Annotated in this window: 13 protein-coding genes and 1 other RNA gene; 5 read left to right on the forward strand and 9 right to left on the reverse strand. The window is 73.2% G+C overall.

The window, feature by feature from the left end; all coding sequences use genetic code 11:
• Window positions 1-12: 12 nt before the first annotated feature.
• The 3 genes from ACFVYX_RS02690 to ACFVYX_RS02700 all read left to right on the forward strand — a co-directional run bounded on the left by ACFVYX_RS02690 (window position 13) and on the right by ACFVYX_RS02700 (window position 1,907).
• The gene (locus ACFVYX_RS02690; RefSeq protein ID WP_389679445.1) at window positions 13-1,308 is read left to right on the forward strand and encodes an MFS transporter; all 1,296 of its coding nucleotides are present in this window, start codon (window positions 13-15) and stop codon (window positions 1,306-1,308) included.
• 69 nt (window positions 1,309-1,377) lie between these two features.
• The gene (locus ACFVYX_RS02695) at window positions 1,378-1,653 is read left to right on the forward strand and encodes a type II toxin-antitoxin system Phd/YefM family antitoxin (RefSeq protein WP_389679446.1); all 276 of its coding nucleotides are present in this window, start codon (window positions 1,378-1,380) and stop codon (window positions 1,651-1,653) included.
• Window positions 1,650-1,907, forward strand: coding sequence for a Txe/YoeB family addiction module toxin (locus ACFVYX_RS02700; protein ID WP_389679447.1), 258 nt, complete (start codon window positions 1,650-1,652; stop codon window positions 1,905-1,907). Before ACFVYX_RS02695 ends, ACFVYX_RS02700 begins: the two co-directional genes overlap by 4 nt.
• A gap of 90 nt (window positions 1,908-1,997) precedes the next feature.
• On the opposite strand, the gene ssrA is transcribed toward ACFVYX_RS02700, so the two are convergent.
• The 5 genes from ssrA to ftsE all read right to left on the reverse strand — a co-directional run bounded on the left by ssrA (window position 1,998) and on the right by ftsE (window position 5,945).
• Window positions 1,998-2,390, reverse strand: a transfer-messenger RNA (tmRNA) gene (ssrA, locus tag ACFVYX_RS02705).
• A 100-nt stretch (window positions 2,391-2,490) separates the two neighbouring features.
• Complete coding sequence (gene smpB, locus ACFVYX_RS02710) at window positions 2,491-3,030, reverse strand: SsrA-binding protein SmpB (protein ID WP_360784908.1); 540 nt, start codon at window positions 3,028-3,030, stop codon at window positions 2,491-2,493.
• Between the two features lie 18 nt (window positions 3,031-3,048).
• On the reverse strand, window positions 3,049-4,236 hold the full coding sequence (locus ACFVYX_RS02715) for a S41 family peptidase (RefSeq protein ID WP_389679448.1): 1,188 nt from the start codon (window positions 4,234-4,236) through the stop codon (window positions 3,049-3,051).
• 78 nt (window positions 4,237-4,314) lie between these two features.
• Complete coding sequence (gene ftsX / locus ACFVYX_RS02720; protein WP_389679449.1) at window positions 4,315-5,232, reverse strand: permease-like cell division protein FtsX; 918 nt, start codon at window positions 5,230-5,232, stop codon at window positions 4,315-4,317.
• Between the two features lie 23 nt (window positions 5,233-5,255).
• Entirely contained in the window at window positions 5,256-5,945 is a 690-nt protein-coding gene (gene ftsE / locus ACFVYX_RS02725) for a cell division ATP-binding protein FtsE (RefSeq protein WP_053648390.1), read from the reverse strand.
• 236 nt (window positions 5,946-6,181) lie between these two features.
• Here ftsE and ACFVYX_RS02730 point away from each other — a divergent pair, with 236 nt between their 5' ends.
• Window positions 6,182-6,364, forward strand: a complete 183-nt coding sequence (locus ACFVYX_RS02730; RefSeq protein ID WP_389679450.1) for a hypothetical protein — start codon at window positions 6,182-6,184, stop codon at window positions 6,362-6,364.
• A gap of 92 nt (window positions 6,365-6,456) precedes the next feature.
• On the opposite strand, the gene ACFVYX_RS02735 is transcribed toward ACFVYX_RS02730, so the two are convergent.
• The 4 genes from ACFVYX_RS02735 to ACFVYX_RS02750 all read right to left on the reverse strand — a co-directional run bounded on the left by ACFVYX_RS02735 (window position 6,457) and on the right by ACFVYX_RS02750 (window position 12,146).
• Window positions 6,457-7,437, reverse strand: a complete 981-nt coding sequence (locus tag ACFVYX_RS02735) for an LPXTG cell wall anchor domain-containing protein (protein ID WP_389679451.1) — start codon at window positions 7,435-7,437, stop codon at window positions 6,457-6,459.
• Window positions 7,438-7,900: 463 nt separating this feature from the next.
• The gene (gene prfB, locus ACFVYX_RS02740) at window positions 7,901-9,004 is read right to left on the reverse strand and encodes a peptide chain release factor 2 (RefSeq protein WP_351910288.1); all 1,104 of its coding nucleotides are present in this window, start codon (window positions 9,002-9,004) and stop codon (window positions 7,901-7,903) included.
• A gap of 54 nt (window positions 9,005-9,058) precedes the next feature.
• Window positions 9,059-10,303 carry a serine/threonine-protein kinase gene (locus tag ACFVYX_RS02745; RefSeq protein ID WP_389679453.1) on the reverse strand — a complete coding sequence of 415 codons (1,245 nt, stop codon included), beginning with the start codon at window positions 10,301-10,303 and terminating at the stop codon, window positions 9,059-9,061.
• A 118-nt stretch (window positions 10,304-10,421) separates the two neighbouring features.
• Window positions 10,422-12,146: a serine/threonine-protein kinase gene (locus tag ACFVYX_RS02750; protein ID WP_389679454.1), complete on the reverse strand. Its 1,725-nt coding sequence runs from the start codon at window positions 12,144-12,146 to the stop codon at window positions 10,422-10,424.
• 536 nt (window positions 12,147-12,682) lie between these two features.
• Between ACFVYX_RS02750 and ACFVYX_RS02755 the strand changes: the two genes are divergently transcribed.
• Window positions 12,683-16,909 (forward strand): FtsK/SpoIIIE domain-containing protein, encoded by a 4,227-nt coding sequence (locus ACFVYX_RS02755; RefSeq protein ID WP_389679455.1) that lies wholly within the window; start codon window positions 12,683-12,685, stop codon window positions 16,907-16,909.
• The last annotated feature ends 19 nt before the right edge of the window (window positions 16,910-16,928 follow it).

The raw sequence follows: 16,928 nt of genomic DNA on the forward strand, positions 1-16,928 counted from the left end.
GAGCCTTGATCCATGCCACAACCGGAGCTCACCCCGACCCCGGCGGGCCCGGCCCTCGCCCCCCGCTACCGCGAACGACCACCCGCCACACGCCGCGCCAGCTGCCCGGGCCCCGGCCCCAGACAGCCGCCCACCGCCCCCCGCAACCCCTATCTGCGCCTCTTCGCCGTCCCCGGCACCCGCGCCTTCACCGCCGGAAACCTGATCGCCCGGCTGCCGATGGGCATGTTCGGCGTCAGCGCCGTCATCATGATCGCGACGGCGTACGGCTCCTACGCCCTCGCGGGCGCGGTGACCGCCACCGGCATGGCCGCCGGGGCCCTCACCGCCCCCTGGATCGCCCGGCTCGTCGACCGGTACGGCCAGGCGCGGATCGCGGTCCCCGCCGCCGCCCACGCGGTCCTCGGCCATCTCGTCCTGCTGCTCTGCGTCCACGCGAAGGCACCGGCCTGGGCCCTGTTCGTCACGGTCGCCCTCACCGCCACGAGCCCCAACACGGGCGGCATGTCCCGGGCCCGCTGGGCCCATCTCCTCCGGGGCGACCGCGACGCCCTGCACACCGCCAACGCCTTCGAGCAGGCCGCCGACGAGCTCTGCTTCATGCTCGGCCCGGTCGTCGCCGCGCTCCTCTGCTCGACCCTCTTCCCCGAGGCGGGGACCCTCGTCGCCGCGGTTCTCTTCCTCGGCGGGGTCCTGGCCTTCGCCGCCCAGCGCTCCACCGAACCGCCGATCGCGCCCCGCACGGCCACGGGCTCCCCGCTGCGCGTGGCCGGCATGGCTCCCCTCCTGGTCGTCTTCCTCGCCACCGGGGCGGTCTTCGGCTCCATGGAGGTGGTGACCCTCGCGTACGTGGACGGGCCCCTCGCGGGACCGGTCCTCGCCCTCCAGGCCGCGGGCTCCTGCGCGGCGGGCCTCCTCTACGGCCGCTCCCGGCGCACCGCCCGGCTGCGCACCTGCCTGGCCGCCATGGCCGTCCTCATGACACTGCCGCTGCTCGCCGCCTCGACCGGATCGCTGCCCGCCCTCGCCGGGGGCCTCCTCCTGGCGGGCATGGCGACGGCGCCGACGATGGTGACGGGCATGGCTCTGGTGCAGCGCCTGACGCCGGCGTCCCAGCTCAACGAGGGCATGACCCTGGCGGTGACGGCCCTGCTCGGCGGCATCGCGGCCGGCTCCGCCACCGGCGGCTGGGCCGCCGACCACGCCCCCTTCGCCGCGTTCGGCTTCCTGATACCGGTCACGGCGGCGACCCTGGCCGCGACGCTCTGCGCGGCGACGTCGAAAACCACCGAGCCCTCCACCCGCTAAGTCGTACGAGTTTCCGGTACGGCGGCCGTACCACAACCTCGCACGACCCGACCCGGAGGAGCGGACGCCATGTCCATAAGTGCCAGCGAAGCCAGGGCGACCCTGTTCCCTTTGATCGAGCGCGTCAACACCGATCACGACCCAGTGCGCATCACCTCCAAGAACGGCGACGCCGTCCTCATGTCGGCCGACGACTACGACTCCTGGCAGGAGACCGTCTACCTGCTTCGCTCTCCCGCCAACGCCCTGCGTCTCATGGAGGCCGTGGCCCGCGACCGCGAGAGTGCGCCGGTGGTCACCACAACCATGGACGAGCTGAGGGAGCTGGCCGGGGGCGAGGAGTGAGAAGCGTCCTCTTCGACCCTGCCGCCTGGGAGGACTTTCTGTTCCGGCTCTCCTCGGACCGGAAGACGGCCCGCAGGATCACCCGTTTGATCGGCGAGATCCAGCGTGACCCCTTCAGCGGGATCGGCAAGCCCGAGCCGCTGAAGGGTGACCTGTCGGGCTACTGGTCCCGCCGGATCGACGACGAGCACCGACTCGTCTACCGGGCGGACGACAAGGAAGTGAAGATCCTCAAGGCCCGCTACCACTACTGACACATGACAGAGGCCCGGCAGTCGTGACGACTGCCGGGCCTCGGCCCACATGGGGTGAGGTGTCCGAGCGGGCAACGCCCTTCGGACTCTCGGTGGAGATGGCGGGAATCGAACCCGCGTCCAACGGTACGGAAACAGAGCTTCTCCGTGTGCAGTCCGCTACGAGTTTCTCAGCCCCGGAGATCACGCGGACAAGTCTCCGACGGGCTCAGTCACTGTTTGATTTCCCTCTCACCCCCGTGACCGGGCTGAGAGGTTTAGATCCCTGAATGACGCCAGGATCCGGGTCGGGACCATCCCCGGGCTGACGCTCCTCACAGAGGCTTCTTGTCGTTACCTAAAATTAGGCAGCGAGGGCGAAGCGGGAGTTATCGCTCTTGGAGTTGGCGATTATTGGTTGCGACATATGGTTTACGAGATCATTGCCGCTTCCTCGACACGCTTCCTCTGCATCGGTATCCGCTGTCGAAACCGATCATCCCCATGTTCATTTTTCAAAGCGCACGCCCCTTACGAGGTGTGCACGGCCCATCGTACGTGACCGACGGCCGCTGTCGCCAGCGTATTACCCGCGGCCGCGCCGCTAGGCGATCTTGGCCGCCCGCTCCCTGCGCTTGGCCGCCGCGATGGCCCGGTTGGTCTCGCGGGTGTCCTGCTTCTCCCGCAGGGTCTGGCGCTTGTCGAACTCCTTCTTGCCCTTCGCGAGCGCGATCTCGACCTTGACCCGGCCGTTCAGGAAGTACAGCGCGAGGGGCACGATCGTGTGACCCGTCTCCTGCGACTTCGACTCCAGCTTGTCGATCTCCTCCCGGTGCAGCAGCAGCTTCCGCTTCCGCTTCGCCGAGTGGTTGGTCCAGCTGCCCTGCATGTACTCGGGCACATGGATGTTGTGCAGCCACGCCTCGTGGTTGTCGATCTGCACGAAGCCGTCGACCAGCGAGGCGCGGCCCATCCGCAGCGACTTCACCTCGGTGCCCATCAGCACCACACCGCACTCGTACGTGTCGACGATGTGGTAGTCGTGGCGCGCCTTCTTGTTCTGCGCGATGATCTTGCGCTCGGGCGCCTTGTCCTGGTTCTTCTTGGCAGGCTTGCCCTGCACGTTCACGAGTCCCTTTGCCATAGTGCGGTCATTTTCGCACTACGAGCCCCCTCCGAGGCCACTCAATACCGTCCTCGCCCGCTCCTCGGCCCGTTCCCCGGCCGCCAGGTCCGGGGTGATGCCCCTGCCGTCCACCGCGTGCCCCGCCGGGGTCCGGTAGTGGCCGACAGTCAGCTCGGCGACCGAGCCGTCCGGCAGGGTGCTCGGCATCTGGACCGAACCCTTGCCGAAGGTGCGGGACCCGACCGTGACCGCCCGGCCCCGGTCCTGGAGGGCGCCGGTGAGCAGCTCGGCCGCGCTCATCGTGCCCCCGTCGATCAGCGCCACCAGAGGCCGGCCGGTGTCGCCGCCCCCCTCCGCGTAGACGGCCCGCTGCTCGCCCTCCACGTCGTACGTGGCGACCAGACCGCCGTCGAGGAAGGCGGAGGCGGCCACGGCCGCCTCGGTGACCAGGCCGCCCGCGTTGCCCCGCAGGTCCAGGAGGACCCCGGCGCCGGCCGGGGCGGTCCGTACCGCTTCACGTACGCGCGTGCCGGCGCCCTTGGTGAAGGCGGCGACCCGGATGAGCAGGGTCCCGTCGTCCAGGCGGCGGACGGTGACCGGGTCCGTGGCGAGCCGGGCGCGGTGCAGGGTCTCGGTCCAGGCGGCGCGGCCGCGCTCGATCCGGAGGGCGACGGCCGAGCCGGGCACACCGTCGCCGCGCAGCAGGGCGACGACCTCGGAGACCGAGAGCCCGTCGACCGGGCGTCCGTCGACGGAGACGAGCCGGTCGCCTGCCCGGAGCCCGGCCCGGGCGGCAGGGCCGCCCGACTGCACCCGGGTCACCCGGACCCGGTCCTCGCCCGCCCGGCCCGCGGAGAGCCCGACACCGGTGTAGGTCCCGTCGAGGGCCTGCTCGAACTCGGCGTACTCCTTCTTGTCGTACACCGCGCCCCAGCGGTCGCCACTGCGGCTGACGAACTCCTCGGCGGCCTGCTTGCCCGACTTCCCGTCGGCCATGGCCTCGGCGGCGGCGCGGTTCAGGGCGGCGCTGTCGACGGGCGCGCCGCCCGGCGAGCGCTGCCCCGCGCGCGTGGACGCCCCGCCGGGCTCGCCCGCGGACTCCTGCCGGGGCAGGGACCCGGTGGCGGCGGCGGTGGCGAGGACTCCGGCGAAGACCAACGTCAGAACGGCCCCACGGACAACTCCGCGGGGCCGGATACAGAGACGCTCGGTGGCGGCCGGCATGGCGCCCACTCTAGGACAAGGCAAAGGCGCCGCACGGGCTTTGGCCGTACGACGCCCTCCACCGTCAGTGGTCTCTTCTCACACCTTCAGGTACTTGCGCAGCGCGATGAAGGCGGCCACGGCGGGCATGAGGAGTCCGATGGCGATCACCAGCGGCAGCTTGGCGAGGACGGCGTCCCAGCCGATGAAGTTGACCAGCTGCATCTTCTCGGCGAGCGCGATGCCGTTGTCGATCAGGAAGTACCGGCCGACGAGCAACAGCACACAGGCGACCGCGCCACCGAGGAGCCCGGCGAACGCGGCCTCCATGATGAACGGCATCTGGATGTAGAAACTGGACGCGCCGACGAGCCGCATGATGCCGGTCTCACGCCGCCGGCTGAAGGCCGAGACGCGCACGGTGTTGACGATCAGCATCAGGGCGATGACCAGCATCAGGCCCATGACGACGATGGCGGCGACGTTCATGCCGTTCATCAGGTCGAAAAGGTTCTCCAGGGTGTCCCGCTGGTCCTGGACGGACTCGATCCCGTCACGGCCGGCGAAGGCGGTGGCGACCACCTGGTACTTCTCCGGGTCCTTGAGCTTGACCCGGAACGACTCCTGCATCTGGTCCGGCGTGATGACGGAGGCGATGGCGGTGTCGCCGTACTCCTCCTTGTACCGCTTGAACGCCTCGTCGGTCGACTCGTAGAAGACGTTCTCGACGACGTCCATCTTCTGCAGATCGGCCTTGATCTGCTCCTTCTGCTGCGCCGTGACAGCGCCCTTGGGGCACTTGGAGCCGTCGGCCGCGTCGGCCTTGTTGCAGAGGAAGAGTGAGACGTTGACCTTGTCGTACCAGAAGTCCTTCATCGTGCTGACCTGCTCGCGCATGAGCAGGGCACCGCCGAAGAGGGCGAGCGAGAGGGCCACGGAGATGATGACGGCGAAGGTCATCGTGAGATTGCGCCGGAGACCGACGCCGATCTCCGAGAGCACGAACTGAGCGCGCATGGTGTGTTCTGTCCCCTACCTGCTCAGTGCTGGTATCCGTAGACGCCGCGCGCCTGGTCGCGGACGAGGCGGCCCTTCTCGAGCTCTATGACGCGCTTGCGCATCTGGTCGACGATGTTCTGGTCGTGGGTCGCCATGACGACGGTGGTCCCTGTCCTGTTGATGCGGTCGAGCAGCTTCATGATGCCGACCGAGGTCTGCGGGTCGAGGTTGCCGGTGGGCTCGTCGGCGATCAGCAGCATCGGGCGGTTGACGAAGGCGCGGGCGATGGCGACGCGCTGCTGCTCACCACCGGAGAGCTCGCCCGGCATCCGGTCCTCCTTGCCGCCGAGCCCGACCAGGTCGAGCACCTGCGGCACGGCCTTGCGGATCTCGCCGCGCGGCTTGCCGATGACCTCCTGGGCGAAGGCCACGTTCTGGGCGACGGTCTTGTTGGGCAGCAGGCGGAAGTCCTGGAAGACGGTGCCGAGTTGACGCCGCATGTGCGGCACCTTCCAGTTGGAGAGCCGGGCGAGGTCCTTGCCGAGGACGTGGACCTGGCCTTGGCTGGCGCGCTCCTCACGGAGGAGCAGCCGCAGGAAAGTCGACTTTCCGGAGCCGGAGGAACCGACGAGGAAGACGAACTCCCCCTTCTCGATCTCCAGGGAGACATCCCGGAGCGCGGGGCGGTTCTGCTTCGGATAGGACTTGGAGACGTTGTCGAATCGGATCACGGATGCACCACGGTCGGCCGGGAGTAGGTGTGCGTGACCTTACGCGAACCGAGAAGGCCCGCGCAGTCGCGGTCCTGGCTTGCGACGTTTATCCTTTTCGCCCCTCAGAGTGGAGCGGAGACGAGCCGGCGGGGCGCGCCGAAACGCCGCCGAGCTGGCACAGTGGTAGGGGGAACGTCCGGGCCCCCTCGGACGTTGTCCTTCTGTGTAGCCCCAGTGCGGGAGGAGGAGAGCGCATGACCTACGACCGACTGGTGTGCGCCAACTGCGCGGCCCCGGTCGCCGAGGGCCGCTGCCGTGTCTGCCGCGCGAACCGCGAGCGCCTGACCCCGCAGGGTCTTTCGCCCGCGATGCTGCTGACGCTGGCCATCGCCCTGCTGGCCGCCATAGCGCTGCTCGCGGCGGTCCGTACGGCCTAGCCGGACCGCACGACGACCACACGAGCCGGAAAGCACGAGGAAGGGCCGGGGAGCATCTCCCCGGCCCTTCTTCATGCGCGTACGCGGATCGGTCAGACGGCGGTACGGCCACCGGCGACGAGACGCGGCAGCATACGGAAGCCGATACCGCCGGCGATCATGGTCGCGGCACCGATGACCAGGAACGAGGTCTCGGCCGCACCGGTCTCGGCGAGCTCCTCCTTCGCCTGGCCCTGCTGCACGGGCTGCGAGCCGGCGTTGTTGGTGTCGGTGTTGTTGTTGCCGGTGTCGACGCACTCGGCACCGTCGAGGTCGACGGTGCAGGTGCCGGCGCCACCGCCGGTGGAGGAACCACCGCTGGTGGAGGAACCACCGTCGGCGGAAGAGCCACCGCTGGTGGAGGTGCCACCGCTGGTGGAGGATCCGCCGCTGGTGGACGAGCCACCGTCGGAGCCGGAGCTGCCGGACGAGCCCGAGGCGCCGGACGTGCCGGAGCTGCCGGAGCCGGAGCTGCCGGACGTGCCCGAGGTGCCGGACGAACCCGACGAGCTGTTGCCACCGGTCTCCGTGCCACCGGTCTCCGTGCCACCGGTCTCGGTACCACCGGTCTCGGTGCCGCCCGTCTCGGTGCCGCCCGTCTCGGTGCCGCCCGTCTCGGTGCCACCGGTCTCGGTGCCACCGGTCTCGGTACCACCGGTCTCGGTGCCGCCCGTCTCCGTGCCGCCCGTCTCGGTACCACCGGTCTCGGTACCACCGGTCTCGGTGCCGCCCGTCTCGGTGCCACCGGTCTCCGTGCCGCCCGTCTCCGTGCCGCCCGTCTCCGTGCCGCCCGTCTCGGTACCACCGGTCTCGGTACCACCGGTCTCCGTGCCACCGGTCTCCGTGCCACCGGTCTCCGTGCCGCCGGACTCGTTGCCGCCGGTCTCGGTACCGCCGGACTCGCAGACGCCACCGACTTCCTCACACGGGTCCTCACTGAGGATGCCCACGTTCAGGCTGACGACGTCGCTGTCGGTGCCACCGACGGCCGTCGCGGCACCCGCCGCCGTCAGGGACGCACCGGCGATGATCACGGCACTCGCCGCAACGCGCACCAAACGGACTCGCGTCTTGTTGGTCATCTGATCTGCTACCCCCAGTAGCTCATCTCGTCATGGGGCAGCGCTCGGGGGCAGCGACAGAGGCGGCTCACTCCTGGGCCGGCCCCCGTTCGCACGCGCGCCCCAGAAATGCGCATGCCAGTACGCCACCCTTCCGAGTTTCCGATGAGGCGTCAAGGTCGTTGCGCGTGCGATGCCCGAAAGATCACGGACTGCCCCAGATGCGACGATGCAACTGTGACGTAAACCCAGAACCCCGGGCCCTCCAGCACCCGTTGCCTTGTCGACAAAGCGCCCCAGTGGCCACGATTCCGCTTGCGCCAGCGAATCCGCAGACCGGCCGGAAGGCCCGAGCGGAACAGCGACGGGCCCCGCACAGAACGACGCCGGGCCCCGCACCGGAAGGTGCGGGGCCCGAACACGCGCTGCCGAGGGGTTACTTGTCCTGCTGCTTGCGCCAGCGGATGCCCGCCTCGAGGAAGCCGTCGATCTCGCCGTCCAGAACGGCCTGCGGGTTGCCGACCTCGAACTCCGTACGGAGGTCCTTGACCATCTGGTACGGGTGGAGGACGTACGAGCGCATCTGGTTGCCCCAGGAGCTGCCGCTGTCCTTGAGGGCGTCCATCCTGGCCCGCTCCTCCTGGCGCTGACGCTCCAGGAGCTTGGCCTGGAGGACGTTCATGGCGCTCGCCTTGTTCTGGATCTGCGAGCGCTCGTTCTGGCAGGAGACCACGATGCCGGTCGGAAGGTGCGTGATGCGCACGGCCGAGTCGGTCGTGTTGACGCCCTGGCCGCCGGGGCCCGAGGCGCGGTAGACGTCGACGCGCAGCTCGGACTCGTCGATCTCGACGTGGTCGGAGGACTCGACGACCGGGAGGATCTCGACGCCGGCGAACGAGGTCTGGCGGCGGCCCTGGTTGTCGAAGGGCGAGATGCGGACCAGTCGGTGGGTGCCCTGCTCGACGGAGAGCGTGCCATAGGCGTACGGCGCCTTCACCACGAAGGTGGTCGACTTGATGCCGGCCTCCTCCGCGTACGAGGTCTCGTAGATCTCGGTCGAGTAGCCGTGGCGCTCCGCCCAGCGCAGGTACATGCGCTGGAGCCGCTCGGCGAAGTCGGAGGCGTCGACGCCACCGGCCTCCGCGCGGATGTTGACCAGGGCCTCGCGCTCGTCGTACTCGCCGGAGAGGAGGGTGCGGACCTCCATCTCGTCGAGGGCCTTGCGCACGGAGGTGAGCTCCGTCTCGGCCTCGGCGAGGGTGTCCGGGTCGTCCATCTCCTCGGCGAGCTCGAAGAGCACCGCGAGGTCGTCGATGCGCCCGCGCAGGGTCTCGGCCTTGCGGACCTCGGCCTGGAGGTGCGAAAGCTTGCTCGTGATCTTCTGCGCCGCCTCCGGGTCGTCCCACAGGGACGGGGCCGCGGCCTGCTCTTCGAGCACGGCGATGTCGGCCCTCAGCTTCTCGAGGTCCAGGACGGCCTCGATCGACCCCATGGTCGAGGAGAGGGACTTCAGCTCTTCGGATACATCGACGACTGCCACGCGTCCAGCGTAACGGCTCCGGGCAAGGAGCCGAACCTTCGGCCGAGACACCCCCTAGGGCAGCGAGGACTGCTTCGAGTCCTGCGGCGGGGCGTCCGAGTCGCCGGAGGCCGCCAGGTAGCCGCCGGCGCCCAGCGCGCCCGCGACGACGACCGCCGCGACGGCGAGGGTGATCCGGCGCTTGCGGACCGCCTCCGCCTTGTGGCGGGCCGAGCCGGGGCGGCGGGCGCCGGCGGGGCGCGGGGCCCTGGCGGTGCCGAGGGGGCCGCCCGAGAGCTCGTCGGGGGCCGGGACCCGCATGGAGGTGTGGGTGTCACGGTTGGAGTCGGCGGAGGCACCGGGGACGAGGGGGACGGCGGCGCGGCGCGGGCCGGGCTCGCCGGCGCCCGTACCGGTGGCGTACGCCTCCGGCTCCGGCTCGGGGGCCGGTGCCGACTCCTCCGGGTCCAGCTCGTGGACGTCGAGCGGCGGGATGCCCTTGAGCAGCGGCAGGACGTCCTTGAGACGGGCGGCGAGCTCGGAGGCGCGCAGCCGGGAGGCCGGAGCCTTCGCCAGGCACTGCACGATCAGCTGCCACAGCTCCTCGGGGATGCCGGGGAGGGGGACGACGGTCTCGGTGACGTGGCGGCGCAGGACGGCGCCGGGGTGGCCGCCGCCGAAGGGGGTGAAGCCGGCGAGCAGCTCGTACAGGACGGTCGCGAGGGCGTAGATGTCGACGGCGGCGCGCGGCGGGAGGCCCTCGACGATCTCGGGGGCGAGGTAGTCGGGGGTGCCGATGATGCGGGTGGCCTTGGTGCGGCCGGGGGTGTCGATCAGCTTGGCGACGCCGAAGTCGGTGAGGAGGGCGGGGTGGGCGCCGCCGGGCCCGAGCGGCCCCTCCATGTCGAGCAGGATGTTCTCCGGCTTGACGTCCCGGTGGACGACCCCGGCGGAGTGCGCGGCGGCGAGGGCGTCGGCGACGTCGGCGATGATCGCGACGGCGGCCTCGGGGGCGAGCCGCCGCTCCCTGTCGAGGCGGGTGCGCAGGTCGGTGCCGCGCACCAGGTCCATGACGAGGGCCAGGTCGTTGCCGTCGACGACGAGGTCGCGGACCTTGACCACCCGGGGGTGGTCGAGGCCGAGCAGGGCGGTGCGCTCCTGGACGAAGCGGCCCACGAGCTCCTGGTCGGAGGCCAGGTCCTCGCGCAGCAGTTTGACGGCGACGGGACCCTCGGGCCCCTCGCCGAGCCACACCGTTCCTGCACTGCCCCGCCCGAGGATCTGGTGGGTGGTGTAGCGGCTGCCGATGTTCCGTGCCAAGACTGCTCCCTCAGCGGCTGCGGTTCGCGAGCAAAGTTACGCGTCCTCGGCCGCCGGACGTCACTTCCGAGGGGAAATCACCCCTCGGAAGTCGACAAATCGGCAGTACGACGCGGGATTACTGCCCCGTACCGCCGGTAGTACCTCCGGAGCCGGTGCTCTCGCCGATCGAGGAGATCCAGTCGGTCACCGTCGAGATGCCGTCGCCGATGGCCTGCCAGTAGCTCTTGCCCTCGGCGATCCAGTCCTGGAGGGGCGTCAGCTCCCAGACCAGCCAGCCCGCGACCACGAACAGGACGATCATGACCAGGCAGCCCTTGAGACAGCCGAGGCCGGGGATCCGCACCGGGTTGGCGCTGCGCTGACGCGGCGGACGCGGCTCGCGCGGCGCCGGGGCCTGGGGCGGCGGCTGCGGCGGGGTGTACTGCTGCTGGGGCTGCGCGTACTGCTGGGGCTGCTGCTGGTGCTGCGGCGCGTACTGCTGCGGCTGCTGGTGCTGCGGCGGGTAGGGCTGGGGCGCCGGACGCTGCGGAGCGGGGTGCTGCTGCTGGTACGCCTGCGGCGGCTGCTGCCCGTACGCACCGGGCCGCCGGCCCTGCGGGGGCTGCTGCGGCTGCCGCTGCGGGCGCCGGCGCAGCGGGTCCTCGCTCGGGTCGAGGTACTGCACCTGCGTCTGCTCGTTGCGGTCGCGGGCCGCGCGCAGCTGGTTCTGCCAGGGGTGCGGTTCCTCGGACTGCGCGCCCTGGCCGGGCTGCGGCGGCTGCGGCGGTACGGGCGGCATGACGGCCGTCGGGTCGGCGGCGCCCGCCGCGCCGCTGGTCGGCATGACGCTGGTCGCGCCGGCGGGGTCGAACCGCGGCGGCGTCCCGGCGCCGCTGGGCAGCACCTGGGTGGGGTCCGCCGCGCCGGGCGTCTCCGGGACCGGCGCGGGCGCCGGGTCGGGGGCGAGCAGCGCCCCGACGCCCTCGGCCGCCTCGATCTGGGCGGGCGTGGCGTGCACGCCGATGCCCGCGGCGACCGCGCGCAGGCCGCGCGCGAGGTTCACGGCGCTCGGCCGGCGGTCGGGGTCCTTGCTGAGGCAGCGCTCTATGACCGTCCAGAGGGGTCCCGGCACGGTCGACGGGCGCCGGGGCTCCTCGCTGAGGTGCCGGTGCAGTACCTCGAGGGCGGTGCCGCCCGCGAACGGGGGGCGGCCGGTGACCAGCTCGTAGAGCAGGATGCCGGCGCCGTAGATGTCGACGGCGGAGGTCTGCGGGCGTCCCTCGGCGGACTCGGGCGCCACGTACGCGGGCGTGCCGACGAACTCGTGGGTCCGGGTCAGGCCCGGGGAGTCCGCGAGGCGCGCGATGCCGAAGTCGGTGAGCATCGGGTGCATCTGGCCGCCCTGCTCGGCGAGCAGCACGTTGGCCGGCTTGAGGTCGCGGTGGACCACGCCGTCGGCGTGGCTGGCGGCCAGCGCGTCGGCGATCTGGGCCGTCAGGAGGGCGGCGGCGACCGGGGTGAGCGGGCCGCTGTCCCTGATGTACCGGTGCAGGTCGGGACCCTCGACGAGGTCCATGACGAGCGCGAGGACATCGCCCTCGACGACCAGGTCGCGGGTGCGCACGATGTTCGGGTGGGTGAGCCGGAGCAGCACGGACCGCTCGCGCAGGAAGCGCATCACGATGTCCGCGTCGTTGGCCAGCTCCTCCTTGAGGACCTTGATGGCCACGGTCTCGCCGGGCTGGCCGGGAACGGCCGCCTCGGCGCCCGCCGTCTCCCGCTGGCGGGCTCGCCAGACGGTGCCCGTGGCGCCGCGGCCGAGCGGCTCCTCGAGCAGGTACTTGCTGCCGATAGGCCGCACGTCACGCGCTCCCTGCTGTCCGTGGTCCTGGGGTGGTCCGGTGATGCTCCCCGGGGTCCCTGTCCTCTGTTGTGACCCGTCCGGGTGTCCGACCCACTTTAGTGCCGCCGAACGGGGTACCGGCCGGTCGTCCACAGGCCGATTCCGAAGCCGGTGCCCCGATCTCCCGGAGGTTCCTCTCGGTGGGAGCCCGGGCCCGAGGCGCCGGGACGGGTCCGGCTCCTGCCCGGAAACGACCGGGCGCCTGTCCGGAAGAAGACGCTCCTGGGGTCGGGGCGGTTGCCGGGCACGTTCCGAAGGCATGCTCAACCAGGCACTTTTACGTCCACAGCCGACCATTCAAGATCACTTCCGGCCGACCCGGGGGCGGGCTGTCGGCGGCAGGTGCGAGGATGCCTCCAGCACGTCGCATCGGAGGGGTCGGGAGCCCCCGCGCCGTGCCGACCTGTACCGGACGACGTGTCCGTGCCGGGTGGGGGGAGTCACAGGGCGGTTCCCCTGCCGGGCATGTCGCGCAGAAGGGACCGCTGACGGCGATGCAGATCCGGCTGACCGTCCTCGCGCCGTACGCCGGCCACGGCGCCGGGCGCGCCTGCGACGTGCTCGTCACGGCCCCCGCCGGGACCGCGCTCGCCGCCGTGGCCTCGAACCTCGCCACGGCCGTCACCGGCCCCGACACCTCTTCCTCGGGCACGACCGTGCTCTACGCGGGCGCGGAGCGGCTCGACGGCCGCCGCTGCGTCCTCGGCGAACCCCCGCTGGTCGACGGCGCCGTGCTCTCCCTCCAGGTCCCCGGCCCTGACGACCGGGTCGGCGAGACGGCCTCCGCACGGCTGCACGTGGTCGCGGGCCCGGACGCGGGCGGGGTGCACCTGCTGCACGGCGGACCGATCAGAATCGGCCGTTCCGTCGACGCCGACGTGCCGCTCGACGACCCGGACGTCTCCCGCGCCCACTGCACCGTGACCGTCGGCGAGGACGGCCGGGTCACGGTCGCCGACCACGGCTCGACGAACGGCACGACCCTCGACGGGGTGCCCGTCGGCGACCGACCGGTGAGGTTCCCCCCGGGGGCGCTGCTGCGGCTCGGCGAGTCCGCCCTCCGCCTGACCGGCGCGGGCGACGACCTCAGGGGTACGGACGCGAGGGCGACGGCCCCGGACGGCGAGGGCCACCTGCGGGTCGCGCGCGGAGCCGCCGGCCAGGACGCGCCGGAGCGGCCCGGCCTCACCGGCCGGCCGGGGCACGCGGGCGTGCCCGGCACGGCTCCCGGACGCACCGCGGACGACACCACCCACGGCGGTGCGGGCGGCGTCCTGTACGGCGGCGCGGGCTCCGAGGCGTACGTCGGCCCGTACGGCGCCGACTCCCCCGGCTCCGCGCGGGCGGTGGACCACCACGGTGGAAGCGAAGGACCCGACGGCGGCGAGACCCCCGGCGGGACGCGGCAGGCCCGGAGCGAGGCCTCGACCACGCCCACGCGCGCGGGTGGCAAGCGGGGGCTCGGCGCCTGGGCCCGGCGCCTGACGGGCGGCCGCGAGGAGCTCCCGGCACCCGCCGCCGGCCCCCGCACCGCCCCGGACACCCGTGCCGGCGGCCGGTCCGGCACCGGCACTCGGGGCGGCGCACCCGCGGCCGGCCCGGCGGCCGACACCTGGCCCGACCCCGCCACCCTCCTGCTCACCGCCCTCGGTCCCGGCCCCCGGCTCTGGGAGCGCGGCCTGGATCACCCCGAGTCCCTGGTGGTCCGGCTCGGTACGACGGACCGGGCCGAGCTCTCCGGCGTGCCGGTCACCGTGGGCCTGCGCGAGGCGGGTTCCCTCGGTCTCGCCGGCCCCGCCGACCGGCTCGCCGGCCTCACCCGTTCGGTGGTCGCCCAGCTCGCCGCGCTGCACTCCCCCTCCGACCTGGAGATCGTGCTGATCAGCGCCGACCGGAACCGCTCGCTCGACGAGCGGCGCCGCGCCTGGGGCTGGCTCGGCTGGCTCCCGCACGTCCGGCCCGCCCACGGCCAGGACTGCCGGCTGCTCCTGGCGTACGACCGCGAGCAGGCCCAGGCCCGTACGGCGGAGCTGACCCGGCGGCTCGACGACGGTCCGCTCGGCCCCGGCTGGCCCAGCGCAGACCGGGCGTCCGTCGCCGAGGCCGCGGCCCGCCACGAGGGGCCGACGACGGTGGTGGTCGTGGACGGCGACCCCGGTTCCGCGGCGCTGCGCGAGACGGTGGCCCGGCTCGCCGGAGCCGGAGCGGCCGCCGGCATCCATCTCCTGTGCCTCGCCGAGGCGCCCTCGGCCTCCCCCGTCTCGCCGGTGGCCGCCACGTACGAGACCGCGTGCGCCGCATCGCTCGCGTTCCGCGAGTGCGGGGCCGCGGTGCTCCTCAGCGGTGACGTGGCGACGGCGCTGCGGCTGCTGCGGACCTCGGGCGGACGCGTCGCGGGCCACGGCACCGTCGGTGTGGTCGACGCGGTGTCCGTCGCCTGGGCCGAGCGTTTCGGCCGCGCGCTGGCCCCGCTGCGTACGGACACGACGGCGGCACCGGGCGCGCGGGCCGCCGCGCTGCCCCCGTCGGCACGGCTCCTCGACGAGCTCGGGCTCGCCCGCGCCACCCCCGCCTCCCTGATGGCCCGCTGGGCCTCCGCCGGCGACGGCACGGCCGTCCTGGGCGCCGGCCCGCGCGGCCCGCTCGCCGTGGACCTCACCCGGGAGGGCCCGCACCTGCTGATCGAGGGCCCGGCGGGAAGCGGACGGACGGAGCTCCTCCGCTCGATCGCCGCCTCGCTCGCGGCCGGTGGCCGCCCCGACCGGCTCGGACTGCTCCTGGTGGACGGGGCGGGCGGCGAGCGCGGCGAAGGCCTCGCGGCCTGTACGGAGCTGCCGCACGTCACCGAGCATCTCGTCGCGTCGGACCCGGTGCGGATGCGGGAGTTCGCGCAGGCGCTCGGCGCGGAGCTGAAGCGCCGGGCGGAGCTCATCGGCGACGGCCACTTCGCCGACCGCCGGGGCACGCGCGCGGCGCCCGCCGCCGCCGAGCGGCTGATCGGCCAGCGCGCCCCGAGCGCTGCGGAGTCCGTGCCCCAGGGCACCCGGGCGACCGTCCGCGTCCAGGACGCGGCCGACCTCGACGTCCGGACCAGCGGCCGTACCCTCCGCACGGGCGACGGCACGATCGGCGCCCTCCCGAGCACCCGTGGCGGACGCTCGGGCGACCCGTACCCGGCGTCGGAGGACCTCGGCGGCCGCCCCAGCGGCCGGATCACGTACTCCACCACCCCCGACACCCGCGCGGGCGCCCGCCCGCCGTACCCCGGGGACCTCGACAGCCCGTCCAGCGGCCGAACCCCGGACCTCGGCGACCCCGACAGCCGAGCCGGCGGCCGGAGCGCGTACCCCGGCGGCGACGACCTCGGCGGCCGGCCGAGCGGCCGAACGGCGTACCCGGGCGAGCTCGACAGCCGGACCAGCGGCCGAACCCCGTACCCCGGCGACCTCGACAGCCGGACCAGCGGCCGAACCGCGTACCCCGGCGACGCCGACAGCCGAGCCGACGGCCGGAGCTCGTACCCCGGCGGCGACGACCTCGGCGCGCGTCCCAGCGGTCGGACCCCCTACCCGGGCGACCCGGACCACAGGACCAGCGGCCGCACCCCTCACCCCGGCGCCGACGACCGCGGCGGCCGGGCGGGCGGCCGGACCGGCTACCCGGGGGACGATCTCGGCGGGAGGCCCAGCAGTCGTACGCTCCGCACCGGCGACGGCGACCTCGGCGACCGCCCGAGCGGCCGTGTGCCGCGCCCCGGTGCCGAGGTCCAGGCCGGTCACCCCGGCGGACGCACGTACCGCCCGGGAGCCGACGACCTCGCCGGTCACCCGAGCGGCCGCGTCCCCCGCACCGGGGACGGTTCGCTCGACGAGCGGTCCGGCGCCCGGACCCGCCCCGGCCATGACGCCTTCCTGGCCGACACACCCAGCGGGCGGCTGCCGCGACGGGACGGCGGCCCCCTGGACGACCGCCCGAGCAGCCGCACCCTGCGCACCGGCGACAGCGACCTGACGGACCGTCCGAGCGGCCGCGTGTCCCGTGGCGGGGGCGACGAGGCCGGCGGCCGGGACGGCCGGACCGGGGCTGACGACGCCGACGGCCGGATCCCCAGACCTTCCGGCGACGACACGGGCGTCCGGATCCCCCGCCCCGCCTCCGGCGAACCGGCCAGGCCCGGAAGCTCCGCGTACCTCCCGCGGCTCGTCGTCCTCGTCGACGACTTCGACGCCCTCGTCGCCCCCGCGCTCGGCGCCTCCGGCAGGCCCGCCGCCGGGTCCGTCGTCCGGGCCCTGGAGGCCGTCGCGCGGAACGGCGCGCGGCTCGGGGTGCACCTCGTCGCGACCTCCGCGCGGCCGGACCGGACCGCCGACACGGAGCTGGCCCACGGGGCCCGGCTGCGGATCGTGCTCGACGCGCCGCCGCTGACCGCCGGCCCCGACGTGCCGGCGGCGGGACGCGGGCGGCTCGGGCATCCGGACGGACGCGTCACCCCCTTCCAGACGGGCCGCGTCACCGGCCGGATCCCCCGGACGGCGACGCTCCGCCCGACGGTCGTACCGCTGGAATGGGAGCGGATGGGCGATCCGCCCACCCGCCGCCCGGTCCGGGAGCTGGGCAACGGACCGACGGATCTGGCACTCCTGGCGAGCGCGCTCGACCGGGCCGCCCGCTCGGTCGAGGCGACGCCCGTACCCCCTCTGACGCCCGCGTCCCACGGCTGACGTCACGTCACGAGGCCGT

Origin of the sequence: Streptomyces sp. NPDC058326, assembly GCF_042879855.1 — a bacterium.
Taxonomy (GTDB): domain Bacteria; phylum Actinomycetota; class Actinomycetes; order Streptomycetales; family Streptomycetaceae; genus Streptomyces.

Coding starts and splice junctions, on each gene's coding strand:
- ftsX (WP_389679449.1), bottom strand. CDS start 5,232: ATGCGCGCTCAGTTCGTGCTCTCGGAGATCGGCGTCGGTCTCCGGCGC.
- ACFVYX_RS02730 (WP_389679450.1), top strand. CDS start 6,182: ATGACCTACGACCGACTGGTGTGCGCCAACTGCGCGGCCCCGGTCGCC.
- smpB (WP_360784908.1), bottom strand. CDS start 3,030: ATGGCAAAGGGACTCGTGAACGTGCAGGGCAAGCCTGCCAAGAAGAAC.
- ACFVYX_RS02715 (WP_389679448.1), bottom strand. CDS start 4,236: ATGCCGGCCGCCACCGAGCGTCTCTGTATCCGGCCCCGCGGAGTTGTC.
- ACFVYX_RS02695 (WP_389679446.1), top strand. CDS start 1,378: ATGTCCATAAGTGCCAGCGAAGCCAGGGCGACCCTGTTCCCTTTGATC.
- ACFVYX_RS02690 (WP_389679445.1), top strand. CDS start 13: ATGCCACAACCGGAGCTCACCCCGACCCCGGCGGGCCCGGCCCTCGCC.
- ACFVYX_RS02755 (WP_389679455.1), top strand. CDS start 12,683: ATGCAGATCCGGCTGACCGTCCTCGCGCCGTACGCCGGCCACGGCGCC.